At 61.5% G+C, this 17888-nt stretch carries 15 protein-coding genes; 9 read left to right on the forward strand and 6 right to left on the reverse strand.

Annotation, left to right across the window (positions count from 1 at the left end; all coding sequences use genetic code 11):
• Positions 1-194 precede the first annotated feature (194 nt).
• The 3 genes from AF70_RS26210 to nahK all read left to right on the forward strand — a co-directional run bounded on the left by AF70_RS26210 (position 195) and on the right by nahK (position 5441).
• The gene (locus AF70_RS26210) at positions 195-1379 is read left to right on the forward strand and encodes a porin (protein WP_019579409.1); all 1185 of its coding nucleotides are present in this window, start codon (positions 195-197) and stop codon (positions 1377-1379) included.
• A gap of 332 nt (positions 1380-1711) precedes the next feature.
• A complete protein-coding gene (nosP, locus tag AF70_RS26215; RefSeq protein ID WP_019579408.1) occupies positions 1712-2875 on the forward strand; it encodes a nitric oxide-sensing protein NosP in 1164 nt (387 codons plus the stop codon).
• Positions 2805-5441, forward strand: a complete 2637-nt coding sequence (gene nahK / locus AF70_RS26220; RefSeq protein ID WP_371929212.1) for a hybrid sensor histidine kinase/response regulator NahK/ErcS' — start codon at positions 2805-2807, stop codon at positions 5439-5441. Before nosP ends, nahK begins: the two co-directional genes overlap by 71 nt.
• A gap of 178 nt (positions 5442-5619) precedes the next feature.
• On the opposite strand, the gene AF70_RS26225 is transcribed toward nahK, so the two are convergent.
• The 6 genes from AF70_RS26225 to AF70_RS26250 form a co-directional block, all read right to left on the reverse strand.
• Entirely contained in the window at positions 5620-6285 is a 666-nt protein-coding gene (locus AF70_RS26225) for a response regulator transcription factor (RefSeq protein ID WP_018929713.1), read from the reverse strand.
• 56 nt (positions 6286-6341) lie between these two features.
• Positions 6342-6899, reverse strand: a complete 558-nt coding sequence (locus tag AF70_RS26230) for a PQQ-dependent catabolism-associated CXXCW motif protein (protein WP_028940250.1) — start codon at positions 6897-6899, stop codon at positions 6342-6344.
• A 125-nt stretch (positions 6900-7024) separates the two neighbouring features.
• Complete coding sequence (locus AF70_RS26235; protein WP_028940251.1) at positions 7025-7816, reverse strand: ABC transporter permease; 792 nt, start codon at positions 7814-7816, stop codon at positions 7025-7027.
• A complete protein-coding gene (locus AF70_RS26240) occupies positions 7813-8556 on the reverse strand; it encodes an ABC transporter ATP-binding protein (protein WP_019579404.1) in 744 nt (247 codons plus the stop codon). The genes AF70_RS26235 and AF70_RS26240 overlap by 4 nt, the downstream gene beginning before the upstream one ends.
• Positions 8553-9512 (reverse strand): YVTN family beta-propeller repeat protein, encoded by a 960-nt coding sequence (locus AF70_RS26245; RefSeq protein ID WP_018929709.1) that lies wholly within the window; start codon positions 9510-9512, stop codon positions 8553-8555. The genes AF70_RS26240 and AF70_RS26245 overlap by 4 nt, the downstream gene beginning before the upstream one ends.
• 33 nt (positions 9513-9545) lie before the next feature.
• A complete protein-coding gene (locus AF70_RS26250) occupies positions 9546-10730 on the reverse strand; it encodes an ABC transporter substrate-binding protein (protein ID WP_028940252.1) in 1185 nt (394 codons plus the stop codon).
• 250 nt (positions 10731-10980) lie between these two features.
• Between AF70_RS26250 and pedF the strand changes: the two genes are divergently transcribed.
• The 6 genes from pedF (at position 10981) to AF70_RS26280 (ending at position 17715) form a co-directional block, all read left to right on the forward strand.
• Complete coding sequence (gene pedF / locus AF70_RS26255) at positions 10981-11442, forward strand: cytochrome c-550 PedF (protein ID WP_028940253.1); 462 nt, start codon at positions 10981-10983, stop codon at positions 11440-11442.
• Between the two features lie 3 nt (positions 11443-11445).
• On the forward strand, positions 11446-12324 hold the full coding sequence (locus AF70_RS26260) for an ABC transporter substrate-binding protein (RefSeq protein WP_028940254.1): 879 nt from the start codon (positions 11446-11448) through the stop codon (positions 12322-12324).
• Positions 12321-13070 carry a quinoprotein dehydrogenase-associated SoxYZ-like carrier gene (locus AF70_RS26265; RefSeq protein WP_028940255.1) on the forward strand — a complete coding sequence of 250 codons (750 nt, stop codon included), beginning with the start codon at positions 12321-12323 and terminating at the stop codon, positions 13068-13070. The genes AF70_RS26260 and AF70_RS26265 overlap by 4 nt, the downstream gene beginning before the upstream one ends.
• A 15-nt stretch (positions 13071-13085) precedes the next feature.
• On the forward strand, positions 13086-14024 hold the full coding sequence (locus tag AF70_RS26270) for a quinoprotein relay system zinc metallohydrolase 1 (RefSeq protein WP_028940256.1): 939 nt from the start codon (positions 13086-13088) through the stop codon (positions 14022-14024).
• 183 nt (positions 14025-14207) lie between these two features.
• Positions 14208-15983, forward strand: a complete 1776-nt coding sequence (locus AF70_RS26275; protein WP_007937649.1) for a PQQ-dependent methanol/ethanol family dehydrogenase — start codon at positions 14208-14210, stop codon at positions 15981-15983.
• 211 nt (positions 15984-16194) lie between these two features.
• Positions 16195-17715, forward strand: a complete 1521-nt coding sequence (locus AF70_RS26280) for an aldehyde dehydrogenase family protein (RefSeq protein ID WP_018929702.1) — start codon at positions 16195-16197, stop codon at positions 17713-17715.
• Positions 17716-17888 lie beyond the last annotated feature (173 nt).

A 17888-nucleotide genomic window follows, 5' to 3' on the forward strand; every position in this document is an offset into this window, starting at 1 on the left:
TGTGGACGCCTGTGTGGCCCGCAGGCTTACACCCTAAGTTCCGGGCCTGGCCGACGGGCGGTCTTACGCCGAATTTGCCGCGCGCTACCGGCCAGCCCAAAGCACCTGACAACCGCCCCCAAGGCAGCGTATGACGCCGCCTGTCCGCTTTCGATAATCGCCTCCGACATCAAGTCCCCGTAGCGGAGCGCGTCATGCACAACAATAAGAATCTCAAGCATCGTTTCTTGCCGGCTTTCATCGTTAGTCTGTCATCCCTGGGCCTGAGCTCGATGGCCCAGGCCGAGATCATGCTGTACGACAAGGACCAGACCACATTCTCCACCGATGGCTACATCAACGCCTTCTACGTCAACAGCAACGTGGACCGGGCCGGCGATCAGTACGACCGGCGCCAGGCGCGGGTGAAGATGGGCTTTTTACCTAACTATCTGGGTTTCAACATGGGCAAGCAGGTCGATGACCTCAAGCTCGGCGCCCGGGCCTCGTTCTGGGTGACCATCAACGACAGCGAAACCAACGGCACCGACACCGCCATCGACGTGCGGCAGTTCTACGGTACGGTGGCCAACCCGGAGTGGGGCGAGGTGCTGATCGGCAAGGATTTCGGCCTGTTTGCCCGCTCCAACATCCTGCTCGATGAACTGCTCGCCGGTTACGGTCAGGTCAGCGATACGTTGGGCCTGGTGGACGGCGGCGGGGTGTCGTTCGGCAATATCGGCAGCGGCTATCCGTACCCGTTCCCGACGTCGCAGATTACCTATCGCACCCCAATGATGGACGGCTTGCGGGTCGCGGTGGGGATCATGGACCCCGTCGATACCAACGACAGCAGCGCAACCGGCAAGGCCTACCAGAAGAACCCGCGTACCGAGAGCGAGATCACCTATCAGTTCGACCTCGGCGGAGCGAAGATTTACAGCTGGCTCAACGGCAGCTACCAGACCTCGGACAACACCGACTCCAACGTCGAGTCCGTCACCTCCAAAGGTGTCGGTTACGGTGTGCAGGCGAAGATGGGCGGGCTGTCGCTGACCGGCTCCGGTTTCCAGGCCAAAGGCATTAACCCGTTCTTCACCAACAATGCCGGTGAACCGACTCTGCGTAATGTCGACAGCAACGGTTACCTGTTGCAGGGCTCCTACAAACTGGGCAAGAACCGCCTGGCCTTGTCTTACGGTAAGACCAAGGACGACGGTAACGGCGTGGTCGGCAGCGGCGCCGATTATGAGACTCGCGGCGTTGCGCTGTTCCATGACGTCAACGACAACCTCAAGCTGGTGGCCGAGTACAACCAGTTCGAAATCAACGGCCACGACACCAGCGCCCAGAATGAAAACACCGATACGTTTGCGGTGGGGGCGGTGTTGACCTGGTAGGGGCTGACTAACCACTCCTTGTGGCGAGAGCGCTTTCTGTGGAGAGGGGACTTGCCTGTGGCGAGGGAGCTTGCTGTGGCGAGGGGGCTTGCCCCCGTTGGGTCGCGAAGCGGCCCCGATTCTGGTCGCGCATCGGCCAGTTTCGGGGACTGCTGCGCAGTCCAACGGGGCGATGCGGTGTTCCGACAAGCCCCCTCGCCACAAAAGCTCCAGCCACGCAATCGTGCAAATCCCCCTCTCATCCCATCGAACCACCCACCCGCTACCCAAGTAGCATTCGTCGCCGCCCGCAGGCTTCGTACACTCGAGCCTCATACAGGCGAGGGGCGACGATGCAGCAGGTTCAGAGCGACGGTGTGGTCAGTGCCATGTCCCAGGCCATCGATGCCCAGCAAGCGGCGCAGGATCTGGCGCGACAACTCTTGCACCCGCATTTGGGCTTCGTGCTGTTCTTCTGTTCCGCCGAGTACGACTTGCAGGCGCTGGGCCAGGCGTTGCAGCAGAGTTTCGGCGGCATTCGGCTAGTGGGCTGCACCAGTGCCGGCGAAATCACCCCCCAAGGTTATGGCCGCAGCTGCGTGACAGCGGTGGGCTTCGATCATCGGCACTTTTCCATCGCCATCGAACTGATCGACGAGATGGAGCATTTCAGCCTGATCGATGCCCAGCAAATGGTCGAGCGCCTGGTCAGCGGTTGTCGCAGCAATACCCTGGCGCCGATCAAGGGCAACAGCTTTGCCCTGACCCTGCTCGATGGCTTGTCCAGTCGTGAAGAAATGGTGCTTGCTGCCTTGAGCGCGGCTTTGGGCGATATTCCGCATTTCGGCGGTTCGGCCGGCGACGACAATTACCTGACCCACACCCATGTTTATTTCGGCGGCGAGTTTCACAGCGGCGCGGCGGTGGTGGTGCTGGTCAATACCTGGCTGGACTTTGAAGTCTTCACCACCCACCACATCCTGCCCAGGGCCGAAAAACTGGTGGTCACCGCTGCCGACAGCACTTCGCGCCGGGTATTCGAGCTCAACGCCGAACCGGCCGCCGAGGAGTACGCCCGGCATATCGGCGTGGCGGTGGCCGACCTCGATTACCGGACCTTTGCCGCACACCCGTTGGCGGTGCGGATCAACGATCAGTATTACGTGCGGGCGATCCAGCAGGTTCATCCAGACCTGAGCCTGAGTTTCTACTGTGCGGTGGAAAACGGCATCGTCCTCACCGTCATGAAACCCGGCCCCATGCTGCCGAATCTGCAAGGCCTGTTCGAGGGCTTGCGCGAGCGTCTCGGGGACTTGTTGCTGACCATCGGCTGTGACTGTTTTCTCCGGCGCCTGGAACTGGAGGACGCCGGCAGTCTCGAGCAGATAGGCGCGTTTTTGCGGGACCAGCGGGTGATGGGTTTCAACACCTACGGAGAACAGTTCAATGGCATGCACATCAACCAGACCTTCACCGGGGTTGCCATTGCCCGAGGACGCGCCCCTGGACAGCGCTGACCTTCAGGCGCAAATCGCCAGCCTGCGGCACGAAAACCAAAAATTGCAGCGCATCAATGACGCGTTGATCGAACGCATCGAGTCCGGAATTACCCGGGGCAACGACCCGTATGCGGCGTTCCAGCATTCGGTGGTGCTGGCCGAACAGGTGCGTGAGCGCACCGACGCCCTGAACCAGGCCATGGCCGAACTCAAGGCTGGCAACCATTTGCTCAGCGAAGCGCGGCTACGGGCCGAAACCGCCCATCAACACTTGATCGACGCCATCGAAAGCATCTCCGACGCCTTTGTGCTGTTCGATGCCGAGCAGCGGATTGTGCTGTTCAACAGCCGTTTCAAGGCGTTTTGGGGTAACAGCCGGGTACGGATCAACGCGGGCATGCGCCTGAGTGAGGTCAAACGATTGATGACTTCGACCGGGTTGTTCAGTGAAGAACCCCGGTCGCCTGTCGACGAAAGCCTGCTCTATCGCCTGCACAATGGCCGTTGGCTGCAAGTCAGCGAGCGGCCGACCCAGGAAGGCGGGCGGGTGATCCTGTTCACCGACATTACCGACGTCAAACTCAGCGAAACCCTGCGCCGCGAGCAGGCCGTGGCGCAGAAATCGCACCTGTTGCAACGGGCGGTCGACAACCTGTCCCAAGGGGTGGCGATGGTCAACGCCGAGGGCATTCTGGAACTGTGGAACCGGCGTTTCCTGGAACTCAGCGGCCTGGCCCCGGTGGCGGCTCATCGGCCGTTCGCCGAAGTGATCGCCGACAGCGAATTGAACCTGCTGACTCCGGCCAGTCGTGATGCCAACGGGCGGTACGTGCAGGAATGCGAGCAGCGCCTCTACGATGGCCGGGTCCTGGAAATCCGCACCCATCCGTTGCCCACCGGCGGCTTCGTCAACACCTTCACTGACATCACCGAGCGCTATCAGCACGCCGAAGCCCTCAGCGAAAGCGAGCGCTGGATTCGCTTGATCACCGACCATGTGCCGGCACTGATCGCCTACCTGAATGCCGATCTGGTCTATGAATTCACCAACAAAGTCTATGAGGAATGGTACTGCTGGCCCCGGGGTGTAATGCTCGGGCAGAGCCTGCGCGAAGTGCACAGCGAGCAGCACTATCAGCGCCTGGAGGCCTATGTGGCCCGGGCCCTGGCCGGCGAAAGCGTGACGTTCGAGTTTGCCGAAACCAACATCAACAATCAGGAGCGCTACATGCTGCGTTCCTATGTGCCCAACCGCCTGGCCAGCGGGGAAGTGGTGGGGATTTTCGTACTGATCCGCGACATCACCGAACGCCGACGCACCGCCGAGGCGTTGCATCAGGCCTATCAGAACCTTGAGTTGCGGGTACGCGAACGCACCACCGAACTGACCACCCTCAATGACCAGCTATTGCGCGAAATCGACGAGCGCCGCCGCGTGGAATCACGCTTGCGCGAGGCCAAGCTCGAGGCCGAGCAGGCCAACCTGTCGAAGACCAAATTTCTCGCCGCCGTCAGTCACGACCTGCTGCAACCGCTCAACGCCGCGCGATTGTTTACCAGCGCGTTGCTGGAGCGCCGGGAGCCAGTGGCCAACGAAAATCTGGTGCGCAATGTCAGCAATTCCCTGGAAGACGTGGAAAACCTGTTGGGCACACTGGTGGACATTTCCAAACTGGATGCCGGGGTGATCAAGGCCGACATTGCGCCGTTCGCCCTCAGCGAATTGCTGGAAAACCTCGCCGCCGAATACACCCAAGTGGCCCGCAGTGAAGGCCTCGAGCTGCATTTCATCCCGTGTTCGGCGCTGGTGCGCAGTGACATTCAATTGCTCGCGCGGATCCTGCGCAACCTGTTGAGTAACGCCATTCGCTATACCTACAGCGGGCGAGTGGTGCTCGGTTGCCGGCGCCATCACCAGCGGCTGACCATCGAAGTCTGGGACAGCGGCATGGGCATTGCCGAGAACCGTCTGGAGGAGATTTTTCAAGAGTTCAAACGCGGTGACGTACAGCGCCCCGATCAAGATCGCGGCTTGGGGCTGGGCCTGGCGATCGTCGAGAAAATCGCGCGTATCCTCGGCCATCGGATTCACGTGCGGTCATGGCCGGGCAAGGGCTCGATGTTTTCCGTCGAAGTGCCGTTGAGTGCCACGGCGCCTAAGGCGTTGCCGAGTTTGTTGATGAGTGAACCGATGCTCGAGCGCCTGCGCGGTGCACGGGTGTGGGTGCTGGACAACGACGCGGCGATTTGTGCCGGGATGCGCACCTTGCTCGAAGGTTGGGGCTGCCGGGTGGTCACGGCGCTGTCGGAAGAGGATCTGGCGCGGCAAGTGGACAACTATCACGCCGAGGCCGACCTGTTGATCGCCGACTATCACCTGGATGACGAGCAGAACGGTGTCGACGCCGTGGCCCGTATCAACGCCCGTCGCGCCTCGGCGATCCCGGCGATGATGATCACCGCCAACTACAGCAATGAGCTCAAACAACAGATCCGCGAACTGGGCCACACCCTGATGCACAAACCGGTGCGGCCGATGAAGCTCAAGACGGCGATGAGTCATTTGCTGAATTCATCCAGATAGTCCATGCCAGCATCGAACCTGTGGCGAGGGGGCTTGTCGGAACGCCGCACCGCCCCGTTCGGCTGCGAAGCAGTCGTAAATCCAGGCGACTCGGTGCATCTGAGAATTTGCAGGGGGCCACTTCGCGACCCAACGGGGGCAAGCCCCCTCGCCACAGGTCAGCTTTCAAACCGGGCAGTTACCGCCGTAAATACGACCCGAAATCAATATCCCCGGCACTCAATATCGCCTGCACCCGGTTGTGCACATTGAGTTTGCGCAAGATCGCCGAGACGTGGGCCTTGACCGTGGTTTCGGCGATTTCCAGGGTGTAGGCGATCTGTTTGTTCGACTCGCCCTTGGTCATGCGTTCAAGCACCAGCAGCTGTTTGCGGGTCAGCGCCTGGAGCAGCTCCGGCGGGAAGCTCGGGGTCTCGCTCATGCGCCGGCTGGCGCCACTTTTTTGCGTGCGGATGATGTCCGGCGGCAGGTACACATTGCCATTGAGAATCTGCTGGATGGCCTCGGTCATCTGCACCCGTGGCGAGGACTTGGTGATGAACCCCACCGCGCCATAGGTGATGGCTTGCAGCACGATTTGCTTGTCCTGTTCGGCCGAGACGATCACCACCGGAATGGTCGGCGCCTCGTTGCGCAGGTTGATCAGGCCATTGAGGCCGTGCATGCCGGGCATGTTCAGGTCGAGCAGGATCAGGTCCAGGTCGTCGTGTTCCTGGGTCAGGGCCAGGGCGCTGTCGAGGTCGGCGGTTTCCATGACCTCGCTGCCGGGGAAACCGTCGCTGATGACGTTATGAATAGCTTCGCGAAACAGCGGGTGATCGTCGGCAATCAGAATTTTGTACATGGCCTTTCACCTCATTATTTTTTTCAGGGTGTGGCAACAACACGCAAGTGCTCAAGTCAGGGAAAAGGCTCGGGCTTCGCCTGCGTCACGGGCAGATTCGCCGCTTGCCAGGCATCCAGTCCGTCGCGATACCAATACAGTGTTTTATAGCCCATGGAAGCAGCGCGTTTTACCGCGTTCCAGCTCAACCAGCAATCGGAGCGGCAGTAAAAGACCAACGGTCGGGCCTGGTCGCCCGCCGTCAATTGCTGCAAGTAGCGCGCGAAATATGCCTGCCAGGACGGTGTCAGGTCACCGTCCCCGGTATTGGCCAGCCAATGGCTGCCGGGCAGGTTTTCGTGGGGCTGGTCTTCGATAAAGCGGCCTTGCAGCCATTGTCGGCGGTAGACGTCGATCAGCACCGGCCGGGGTGTCTGCTTGAGCAGGTCTTGCAGGGCGGGCGTGTCGATGATGCTCGCGCCCTGGAGCTGAGTCGGGGTCGGGCTGCGGTACAGGCCAATGCGATAACCGTCGACGGAGAACAGCGCTGTTTCGGCCTGCGCGGTGCCCAGCAACAGGCTCAGCGACAGCGCAGCGAGAGAGGGGCGCAACAGAACACGTCGGGCACGCGGCATAGGGGTCAGTCCTTATAGTTATGAACCCATTACATGCCAGTAGCGATGCGTTGTGAATGCGACGATAGACAGGTAAACCAGTACCAAAGTAGTAATTTTGTCCTGTTTTTTATCGTTCGGAGTAGTCAGCCGGATTTGCGCAGGGCGGCGTGTTGCGGGTTGAAGGTGAGCACGGCGAGCAGGGCGAACACCAGCGTCAGCCCCGCGCACACCGCCAGCGCCAACGGGTTGAAGCGTTCGTACAGCGCGAAGCGCACCAGCTCCACCGCATGGGTGAACGGGTTCAAGGCGCACAGCCAATACAGCCACTCGCTGGAGTCGCGCATTTTCCACAGCGGATACAGCGCCGACGACAGGAAAAACAGCGGGAAGATCACAAAATTCATCACCCCGGCAAAGTTCTCCAGTTGGCGGATGGCGTTGGACAGCAACAGGCCCAGCGCACTGAGCATCAACGCCACCAGCAGCAACGTCGGCAACGCCAGCAACAGGCCCATGGCCGGCGGTTGCACGCCGTACAGCCAGGCAATCGCGAGGAAGGCGTACACCTGCAACAGCGAAATCAGCGACGTCGCCAGTAATTTGCTGCACAGCAGAAAGGTCCGGGGCAGGGGGCTGGTCAGCAGCACGCGCATGCTGCCCATCTCCCGGTCATACACCATCGACAGCGAACCTTGCATGCCGTTGAACAACAGGATCATGCAGGCAAGGCCGGGGATGATGTAAACCTCATAGGGAATGTAGGTGTCGTAGGGTTCGATGATGGCGATGCCCAGTGCCGCGCGGAACCCGGCGGCGAACACCAGCAGCCACAGCAACGGCCGCACCAGCGCACTGAGAAACCGCGTGCGCTGCAACACGAAGCGCAGCCATTCGCGCAGCACGATACCGCTGAAACATTGCCAGTAAGCGTTCATCTGCTGACTGCTCCTGAAGGGACCGAGGTGGTCAGGCGAGCGAAGGCCGAATCGAGGTCGCCGCCATGTTCCAGGCTCAGCGCATCAGCTTGTCCGCTGGCGACCAAACGGCCTTGATGCAGGATCAGCAAGTCGTCGCTGGGTTGCACTTCATCCAGCAAATGAGTGGTCCAGAGCACGCTGATGGTTTGCTCGCGGCACAGGCTGCGGATGTGCTGGTTGAGCGCCAGGCGACTGGCCGGGTCGAGGCCGACGCTGGCCTCGTCAAGCAACAACAGGCGTGGTTCGTGCAGCAACGCGCGGGCGATTTCCACCCGCCGGCGATGGCCGCCATTGAGTTCGCGGACCCGCTCGCGACGGCGCTCGGTCAGGGCTTGACGCGCCAGCTCCGCGTCGACCCGCAGCCCGGTCTGGCGTCGGGACAGACCATGCAGCGCCGCATGATAACGCAGGTTCTGCTCGACGCTGAGATCCAGATCCAGCGTGCTTTGCTGAAACACCACCCCTAATTGCTTGAGCGCCGGGCGTGCCGCGTCGCGCAACGAGCAGCCGCCAACCCGGATATCACCGCGTTGCAGATCATAGAGGCGGGTGAGCAGGGCGATCAGGGTTGATTTGCCCGCGCCATTGGGCCCAAGCAGCGCCGCAAAACGCCCGGGTGCCAGGCTGAAACTCACTTGGCGCAAGGCCTCGCGCGGGCCGTAGGCGAAACTCAGGTCGCTGACCTCAAGGGCGTTCATGGCGTGACCACCACGCCCCACGGATAGCGCCCGACCTTCACCGATTTGCTGACCTTGAGGGTGTCGACATCGATCACCGACACATCGCCACTGACGCCATTAGTGGCCAGCAATTGCCGTTGATCCGGGGTAAACGCCATCTGCCAGACCCGTCGCCCCACCAGCAGGTAATCAACAATCTCGAAGGTCTTGGCGTCGATCACCGCCACATGGTTGGCCGGGCCGAGGGCTACGAAGCCGTACTTGCCGTCGGCGCTGAGCTTGATGCCGACAGGCTGGACTTTGTCCGGGTGCACGCCTTTGATCTGAAAGCTCAGGGTCTTGAGGATCTTGCGGCTGGCGACGTCGAGAATCGTCACCGTGCCACCGATTTCCGCCGAGGCCCAAAGCTGCGAGCCATCGGGATTGAACTCGACGAAACGCGGCCGCTGATCCACCAGCGTATTGTCGGCCAGGGTCTGGGTGCCGGTGTCGATCCAGTGCAGCATGTTGGTGGTTTCACTGGTGTTCACCGCCCATTTGCCATCGGGGCTGACGGCCATGCCTTCGGGCTCGACGCCGACGTTGATCTGCCCTAGCACCTTGGAGGTTTCGGTGTCGATCACCGTCACCAGCGCATCGTCCTCGTTGGAGACATACAACCAGCGATTGTTGGGGTGCAGGGCGAATTGTTCGGGGTCTTTGCCCGAGGGCAGTTCCTTGATGATTTTGCGGGTGGCGACGTCCATCACTTGGACCCGGTCCGAATCACTGGCGCAGATGTACAGCAGCTTGTTGTCGTGGGACAGCAACAGGCCGCGCGGGCGCTGGCCGACGGGCAGGGTGTCGGTGACTTGCAGGGTCTGCATGTCGATCAGGCTCAGGCTGTTGTCCTTTTCGTTGGAGACCCAGGCGGTGCTGGCCGCCGCATGCCCGGCGGCGAGCAATAGAGCGCATGAAAGCAGGGTGCGGCGCATGGCAGATTCCTTATTGTTGTGGTTGTAGAGCTTTCAGGGAAAGCGGCAACTGACCTCGGCTTTGTCGTAACCCAGGCTGTCCATTTCGTTGAAGGGGTGTAGAAAACCGTCTTGCGGCGACGTGCTGACCAGCGCCCGAGGTTGCACGATGGGGATCGGCTGGCGCAACTGACCGTTCCACGGCCGATAACTGAGCTTGCGACCCTTGAAGCCGTCCAGCGGCAATTGCTCGCTGATTTCAAGGGTACGAATCGCCATGGCATCGGCCTGACGCAGTTTGCCCACCGCGCTGGCAATGCTGCGCACCGCCATCCATGCGGCGAAATCCCGGTCGTTCATCCAGCGCCCGGCCAGGGCTTCGAAGCGTTTTTGCAACTGCGCGGCACCGTAGGTTTCAACGGTCTTGTGCCAGCCCACCGGGGTCAGGCCCTGGGTGCCGGCGACCGGCCGTGGGTACCAGGTCTGGTAGGGCACGTACTCGCCGAAATCGCCGCGTTCATCGGCGACCAGCACCACGTCGTACTCGGCGGTTTGGGTGAACAACGGCATATCGGCCTGGGCGCTGCGCCGTTGATCGTTATCGAAGCTCCAGGCTTTCTCCGCCACCAGTTGCAGGCCGAACCGTTTTGCCGCCCGGCGCAGGGCGGCGGCATAGGCTTGATCGTCGGTGGTCGGGCCGACGATCAGCAGCGCCCGTTGCCATTTGCGCAGCACCAGAAATTGCGCGAGTGCATCGGCCAGCATCGCCCGGCTCGGCAGGCTGTGCAGCACGTTCGGCAGGCAATCGGTAGTGCGCAGGCTGTCATCGGGGCTGCCGGCATTGAACAGCAGGCTGTCGGGTAGCACAGCGCTGAGTCGGCGCAGGTTTTCCGCCGGAGCATTCACCACAAACAGGCGCAGGCCTTGTTCGTGTTGGGCTTTGGCGGCTTCGAGCAAGGCGTCGGGGGTGTCGACATTGGCGCTGACCAGGCTGTAGCTGTGATTGAGGAAACGCCCGGTACTGTTGCTGTCGATGATCGCCAGTTCCGCGCCCCGCAGGCCGGCATCGGTCGGTTCAGGAATAACGTTCGACAGCAATGGCCCGGGGTCGGGGCGATACCCCAGATAGCCGATCCGCACCTGCAACGGTGCATCCGCCGCCTGACTCTGGGTCGCCAGCCCGGCGGCGCAGGCAATCGCCAGCAGGTAGATCAAGGCATAAGGGGCGAGCTGGCGCATAAGGCACTCCATCACAGGTAGCGCCAGCATAGGAACCCATGACGGGTGGGGAAATATGCAGAAAGTATCGATGGGCCAGTACCAAGGTAGTAACGGCGTGGGAAACACTTGGGCGGCTCACCACAAGCCCTACTACCAAGGGAGTAGGTCGCGACCACCAAAGCAGCATAGGGCTGGTGCGACGGGGTTTCTAAGATGGCTGCCATAGCCTCTGTAAAGAGGTTTTGCGTGCAATCTTGAGGGCATAACAATGACAACAAAACGCAACGCCTTGCTCGTTGCCGGACTGCTGGCCGGCTTCCTCAGCGCAGGTTCCGTCTGGGCTCACGGCAACGTGGTACCCCAGGCCGTCGAAACCAAGGGGTTGACCCCGATCAAGGATGCCGGCGTGCAGGTTAATGCCGATGGTTGGGCGGCGGTGAACCCGTACCGTTCCTCCCCGGAACACGATAAAGCGCTGGAGATCGGTTCTTCGGCCTACAACCAGAACTGCGCGGCCTGTCATGGCCTGGAAGCCAAGTCCGGCGGCATTGCCCCTGACTTGCGCATGCTCGATGTCGGCGAGGCTGGTGATGAGTGGTTCGTCGAACGGGTGCGCAATGGTGCCGTGCGTGATGGCCGGGTGTACATGCCGAAGATGGCCGACTACTTGAGCCAGGAAGCCTTGTGGGCGGTACGCACCTACCTGGACAGCGTGCACGTCGAGGAGTGACCCATGCGCCTGCTCGCGGTGTTGATCAGCGCTGTGTGGTTGTGCTGCCAGGCAGCGCAGGCACAGGTCCGGACCTATGACGAAATGATCGCCGCCGCCGAGCTGAAAGTCGCGGTCTACAAGGACTTCGCGCCCTACAGTTTCGAGGACGCCGGCCAGCCTCGCGGAGTCGATGTCGAACTCGCCCAGGCCTTGGCCAAGGCCATGGGGGTACGCCTGAAACTGATTTGGGCGCCCGCCGGGGAGAAGCTCGACGACGACCTGCGCGATTACATCTGGCGGGCCAGTCAGCTGCACAATCAGCAACTGGCCGACCTGATGATGCGCGTGCCCTACGACCGCGATTACTCACAGAAGCGCAATGAGCTGGGCGAACTGGAGAACGGCCATGTGGTGATGTTCGGGCCGTACCAGACCGAGCAATGGCAAGTGGCTTATGACCGTCGTCGGCTGGACTCGGTGGCCAGCGTCGCGGTGTTCCAGCAGCACCCGATTGGCGTCGAAGTCGACAGCGTGCCGTCGTTTTACCTGACCTCGGTGTTCAACGGCATGCTCGCCGCCAAGACCCATCATTACCCCGGCGTGCCCCAGGCGTTTGCCGCGATGAAGGTGGGTGAAGTCGACGCGGTGATGGCCATGCGCGGCGAGATCGACTGGCAGGTGCATCAGGCCGCCGACCCGCAAGTGGCGCTGGCGGAAAACGCCTATCCGAACATGGGCAAGCAACGCTGGGAGATCGGCATGGCGGTGCATGAAAGCAACCGGCAACTGGCCTATGCCGTGGAAGAGGCGCTGGAAGCGTTGATTCGCGAGGGCACGGTCAAAAGCATTTATGCCCATTACGGCCTGCGCTATGACGTGCCTGAGATGTATCAACAATGAACTGGCGCGCGCGTTGGCTGTTGGCCTGTTGGTTGCCCTTGGCTGCGCAGGCGGTTGAGGTCGATCCGGTGCCGTCGGTGATGTGGACGTTCTATCACAAGCAGATGCTTGACGACGCACCGTTCGTGTTCGACGAGCGAGTCAAGCTGCTGGCACCGCCGTTCGCCGAAGACGCCCGGCAAGTGCCGCTGGAAATCGACGCTCGGGCGTTCAAGGGTGAGGTGGTGCGAATCCTTGCCTGGGCCGAACTCAACCCGCTGCCGAAAATCGTCGACTTCGAGCCTTTGACCGGTGTTCTGCCCTGGCTGTCGATCCGCATCCGCGTTGAACAGGCCACGCCGTTGCGTGCGGCAGTGTTGACCCGCGACGGGCTGTGGCATGTCGGCTCGACCTTGATCGATGCGGCGGGCGGCGGTTGCACGGCGCCGAGCGTGGTGCGCACCCAGCCGGGCTGGGAAGAACACATCGGCGAAGTGCTCGGCGGTCGTTATCCCCGTGGTGAGTTCAGTCGCGTGCGTTTGCAAGTGGCGCATCCGATGGACAACGGCATGGTCAGCGGCATCCCGGAATTTTTCCTCAACCAGGCCGAGCTGCGGAACTCAGACAACCGGGTACTGGCGCGTCTGGAGCTGTTCCCGGCGGTCAGCGAGAACCCCAACCTGGCTTTTGACATCGAAGGGGCGGGGCAGACGCGCCTGATACTGCGCGACAACAGCGGCAATCAATTCGATGCGGCCATACCCTGACCCAAGGAGCGTGTGATGCGCTGGATGCTGTTGTTGTTCATCTGTGTGAGCCTGCCGACCCTGGCCGATCCCGATTACGCACTCAAGCCCCGACAGATTGCCGAAGACACCTGGCTGCTTGAGGGCAGCACCGATAACTTCGCCAAGAACAACGGCGGCAACATCGTCAACACCGCGTTCATCGTCACCGGGCAAGGGGTGGTGGTGATCGATACCGGGCCGTCGAAGCGCTATGGCGAAGCCTTGCGCAAAGCGATTGCCGCAACCACCGATAAACCGGTGATCCAGGTGTTGCTGACCCATCACCATCCCGACCATGTGCTGGGCAGTCAGGCCTTCACCGACGTGCCGATCGGCGCACTGGCCGGCACCACCGAGCTGTTGCATCAACAGGGTGATGCGATGGCCGAGAACATGTATCGGCTGGTGGGTGACTGGATGCGCGGTACCGAAGTGGTGTTGCCGACGCAGACGCTGACGCCAGGCGTGCAAAGTTTTGGGAACCATGATTTGCGGCTGCTGAGTCTGGGTGGGCACACCGGCGCGGATCTGGCTATTCTCGACCAGAAAACCGGCGTGCTGTTTGCCGGGGATCTGGTGTTTTATCAACGGGCCCTGACCACGCCGAACAGCCCGGGGTTGTCGGTGTGGCTGGCGGATATCGCCACGCTTCAGGGCCTGCCGTGGACGCTGATTGTCCCCGGTCATGGCCCCGTGGCAACGGACAGCAAACCGTTCGAGCAAATGCGCGATTACCTCTCCTGGCTCGATCAACTCATGCGCGACGGTGCGGCGAACGGCAGCGACATGGCCGAGATGATCCGCAGTCCCATTCCTGAACGTTTCGCCGGGATCAGCCTGAGCCGTTATGAACTGATCCGTAGCGTCAGCCATTTGTACCCGCGCTATGAGCGTGCACAGATGACGCGGGTGGATTCCGGCAAGGATCAGTAGTCCATCTCAGATACGACGCATCCTTTGTGGTGAGCCTTCGTTGGTTGGCATCATCCGACCCGCTACCAAGGAACTAGAAATCTCCGCATTGCGGGCAATTGTTGCAAGGGCGGCGGCGCCCAAGAATCTGCACCAGACCGGGAAAATTTCCCGGGTATAACAAAAACCGCAGAGGTAGCCGTCATGACCCAACCCGCACGTCGCCAACCCTTCGTCTTGAGCGTGCTGCTCAGTGCCATGCTGTTGTCCGGCCAGGCAATGGCCGCAGTCTCCGATCAAGACATCCTCCAGGATCCGAAGAATCCGGAACAGGTCGTCACCAATGGCCTGGGCGTCCAGGGTCAGCGCTACAGCCCGCTGGACACCCTCAATGTCGACAACGTAAAAGACTTGCGCCCGGTCTGGGCCTTTTCGTTCGGCGGTGAAAAACAGCGCGGTCAGCAAGCGCAGCCGATGATCAAGGACGGCGTGATGTACATGACCGGTTCCTACTCACGGGTGTTCGCCGTGGATGCGCGCACCGGCCGCAAGCTTTGGCAATACGATGCGCGCCTGCCGGATGACATCCGTCCGTGCTGTGACGTGATCAACCGTGGCGTGGCTCTGTATGGCGACCTGGTGATCTTCGGCACTCTCGACGCCAAGCTCGTGGCCCTGAATAAAGACACCGGCAAAGTGGTATGGAGCAAGAAAGTCGCCGACCACAAGGAAGGCTACTCCATCAGCGCCGCGCCACTGGTGATCAACGGCAAACTGATCACTGGCGTGGCAGGTGGCGAGTTCGGGGTGGTGGGCAAGATCGAAGCCTACGACCCGAAAAACGGTGATCTGCTGTGGACCCGGCCAACGGTCGAAGGCCACATGGGTTACGTCTACAAAGACGGCAAGGCCGTAGAGAACGGCATCTCCGGCGGCGAAGCGGGCAAGACCTGGCCGGGCGATCTGTGGAAAACCGGCGGCGCGGCGCCGTGGCTGGGCGGCTACTACGATCCGGAAACCAATCTGTTGCTGTTCGGCACCGGCAACCCGGCACCGTGGAACTCGCACCTGCGCCCTGGCGACAACCTTTATTCGTCCTCGCGCCTGGCGCTGAACCCGGACGACGGCACGATCAAATGGCATTTCCAGAGCACCCCGCACGATGGCTGGGACTATGACGGCGTGAACGAACTGGTGTCGTTCAACTACAACGAAGGCGGCAAGGAAATCAAAGCCGCAGCCACTGCGGACCGTAACGGTTTCTTCTACGTGCTGGATCGCACCAACGGCAAATTCATCCGCGGCTTCCCGTTCGTGGACAAGATCACCTGGGCCAGTGGCCTGGATAAAAACGGCCGGCCGATCTACAACGAGGCCAGCCGTCCGGGTGCGCCGGGTTCCGAGGCCAAAGGCAGTTCGGTGTTTGTAGCGCCGGCGTTCCTCGGCGCGAAAAACTGGATGCCGATGGCCTACAACCGCGACACCGGCCTGTTCTATGTGCCGTCCAACGAGTGGGGCATGGACATCTGGAACGAAGGCATCGCCTATAAAAAAGGCGCGGCCTTCCTCGGCGCCGGTTTCACCATCAAGCCATTGAATGAAGACTACATCGGCGTGCTGCGCGCCATCGACCCGAAAACCGGCAAGGAAGTCTGGCGCCACAAGAACTTCGCGCCGCTGTGGGGCGGGGTGCTGACCACCAAGGGCAACCTGGTATTCACCGGTACCCCTGAAGGCTTCCTGCAGGCGTTCAATGCCAAGACCGGCGAGAAAGTCTGGGAATTCCAGACCGGCTCCGGCGTGCTCGGCTCGCCCATCACCTGGGAAATGGACGGCGAACAATACGTATCGGTGCTCTCCGGCTGGGGCGGCGCGGTACCGCTGTGGGGCGGCGAAGTGGCCAAGCGCGTCAAGGACTTCAACCAGGGCGGCATGCTGTGGACCTTCAAGCTGCCGAAGGACCTGGTTGCCAAGCACTAACCCTGGCAACCACAACCTGAGTGGCGATGAATGAACTGTGGCGAGGGAGCAAGCTCCCTCGCCACAAAAGCCCGCTGACACAGCGGCGCCTTCTACTACCAAATAACGAGAGTCCCCCTGCCAACGGCGCATTCGTCTGGCAGGCGGGGCTCTCTACTATCGGTTCATCGCCTGTTGGCCTGACAGGCATCGACCCAGACAGAGGCCCATCATGATCTACGCACAACCTGGAACACCCGGCGCCATCGTTTCCTTCAAACCACGCTACGGCAACTTCATCGGCGGCGAGTTCGTCGCCCCGATCAATGGCGAGTACTTCACCAATACCTCACCGGTCACCGGTGAAGTGATCGCCGAATTCCCGCGCTCCAGCGCCGCCGACATCGACAAGGCTCTCGACGCCGCCCATGCCGCCGCTGATGCCTGGGGCAAAACCTCGGCGCAGGACCGCTCGCTGGTGCTGCTGAAAATCGCTGACCGCATCGAACAGAACCTGGAAATCCTCGCCGTCACCGAAACCTGGGACAACGGCAAGGCCGTGCGCGAAACCCTCAACGCTGACGTGCCGCTGGCCGCCGACCACTTCCGTTACTTCGCCGGTTGCATCCGCGCTCAAGAGGGCGGTGCCGCTGAAATCAACGAACTGACTACCGCCTATCATTTCCACGAACCACTGGGCGTGGTCGGGCAGATCATTCCGTGGAACTTCCCGCTGCTGATGGCCGCGTGGAAACTCGCCCCGGCCCTGGCTGCCGGCAACTGCATCGTGCTCAAACCCGCCGAGCAAACGCCGCTGTCGATCATGGTGTTCGCCGAGCTGATCGCCGATTTGCTGCCGGCCGGCGTGCTGAACATCGTCCAGGGCTTCGGTCGCGAAGCCGGTGAAGCGCTGGCCACCAGCAAGCGCATCGCCAAGATCGCCTTCACCGGCTCCACCCCGGTGGGCGCGCACATCATGCATTGCGCTGCCGAGAACATCATTCCAAGCACCGTTGAGCTGGGCGGCAAGTCGCCGAACATCTTCTTCGAAGACATCATGAACGCCGAACCGCAGTTCATCGAAAAAGCCGCCGAAGGCCTGGTGCTGGCGTTCTTCAACCAAGGCGAAGTCTGCACTTGTCCGTCGCGGGCACTGGTGCAGGAATCGATCTACGAGCCGTTCATGGCCGAGGTGATGAAGAAGATCGTCAAGATCAAGCGCGGCAACCCGCTGGACACCGAGACCATGGTCGGCGCCCAGGCGTCCGAGCAGCAATACGACAAGATCCTCTCGTACCTGAAAATCGCCCAGGAGGAGGGCGCCGAGCTGCTCACCGGTGGCGCGGCCGAGCGGCTGGAAGGCGACTTGTCCAGCGGCTATTACATCCAGCCGACGCTGCTCAAGGGCCACAACAAAATGCGCGTGTTCCAGGAAGAAATCTTCGGCCCGGTGGTGGGTGTCACCACCTTCAAGGACGAAGCCGAAGCCCTGGCGATTGCCAACGACAGCGAGTTCGGCCTCGGTGCCGGCCTGTGGACCCGCGACATCAACCGCGCCTACCGCATGGGCCGGGCGATCAAGGCCGGGCGCGTCTGGACCAACTGCTACCACCTGTACCCGGCCCACGCCGCGTTCGGTGGCTACAAGAAGTCCGGTGTCGGCCGTGAGAACCACAAGATGATGCTCGACCATTACCAACAGACCAAAAACCTGCTGGTGAGCTACGACATCAATCCGCTGGGGTTCTTCTGATCCGACCTGAAACCGGGTGATGGCCTTCGCGGGCAAGCCTCGCTCCTTGTATGTTGGCCGAACACCCGGCGAGAGCAGCTAAGCTCCTCGGTGTTGTCTCAAAGATGTGTTTCTGGGGGAGGCCGACCGCTCCTGAAGGCAGGACTTGCTCCTGACCTTGTCTGTAGAGAGGC

Source organism: Pseudomonas sp. KD5 (genome assembly GCF_012932895.1).
Taxonomy (GTDB): Bacteria; Pseudomonadota; Gammaproteobacteria; order Pseudomonadales; family Pseudomonadaceae; genus Aquipseudomonas.

What these genes read in the sequence shown, in the direction of transcription:
- AF70_RS26210 (WP_019579409.1), top strand. Translation starts at nt 195, where the DNA reads ATGCACAACAATAAGAATCTCAAGCATCGTTTCTTGCCGGCTTTCATC.
- nosP (WP_019579408.1), top strand. Translation starts at nt 1,712, where the DNA reads ATGCAGCAGGTTCAGAGCGACGGTGTGGTCAGTGCCATGTCCCAGGCC.
- nahK (WP_371929212.1), top strand. Translation starts at nt 2,805, where the DNA reads ATGGCATGCACATCAACCAGACCTTCACCGGGGTTGCCATTGCCCGAG.
- AF70_RS26225 (WP_018929713.1), bottom strand. Translation starts at nt 6,285, where the DNA reads ATGTACAAAATTCTGATTGCCGACGATCACCCGCTGTTTCGCGAAGCT.
- AF70_RS26230 (WP_028940250.1), bottom strand. Translation starts at nt 6,899, where the DNA reads ATGCCGCGTGCCCGACGTGTTCTGTTGCGCCCCTCTCTCGCTGCGCTG.
- AF70_RS26235 (WP_028940251.1), bottom strand. Translation starts at nt 7,816, where the DNA reads ATGAACGCTTACTGGCAATGTTTCAGCGGTATCGTGCTGCGCGAATGG.
- AF70_RS26240 (WP_019579404.1), bottom strand. Translation starts at nt 8,556, where the DNA reads ATGAACGCCCTTGAGGTCAGCGACCTGAGTTTCGCCTACGGCCCGCGC.
- AF70_RS26245 (WP_018929709.1), bottom strand. Translation starts at nt 9,512, where the DNA reads ATGCGCCGCACCCTGCTTTCATGCGCTCTATTGCTCGCCGCCGGGCAT.
- AF70_RS26250 (WP_028940252.1), bottom strand. Translation starts at nt 10,730, where the DNA reads ATGCGCCAGCTCGCCCCTTATGCCTTGATCTACCTGCTGGCGATTGCC.
- pedF (WP_028940253.1), top strand. Translation starts at nt 10,981, where the DNA reads ATGACAACAAAACGCAACGCCTTGCTCGTTGCCGGACTGCTGGCCGGC.
- AF70_RS26260 (WP_028940254.1), top strand. Translation starts at nt 11,446, where the DNA reads ATGCGCCTGCTCGCGGTGTTGATCAGCGCTGTGTGGTTGTGCTGCCAG.
- AF70_RS26265 (WP_028940255.1), top strand. Translation starts at nt 12,321, where the DNA reads ATGAACTGGCGCGCGCGTTGGCTGTTGGCCTGTTGGTTGCCCTTGGCT.
- AF70_RS26270 (WP_028940256.1), top strand. Translation starts at nt 13,086, where the DNA reads ATGCGCTGGATGCTGTTGTTGTTCATCTGTGTGAGCCTGCCGACCCTG.
- AF70_RS26275 (WP_007937649.1), top strand. Translation starts at nt 14,208, where the DNA reads ATGACCCAACCCGCACGTCGCCAACCCTTCGTCTTGAGCGTGCTGCTC.
- AF70_RS26280 (WP_018929702.1), top strand. Translation starts at nt 16,195, where the DNA reads ATGATCTACGCACAACCTGGAACACCCGGCGCCATCGTTTCCTTCAAA.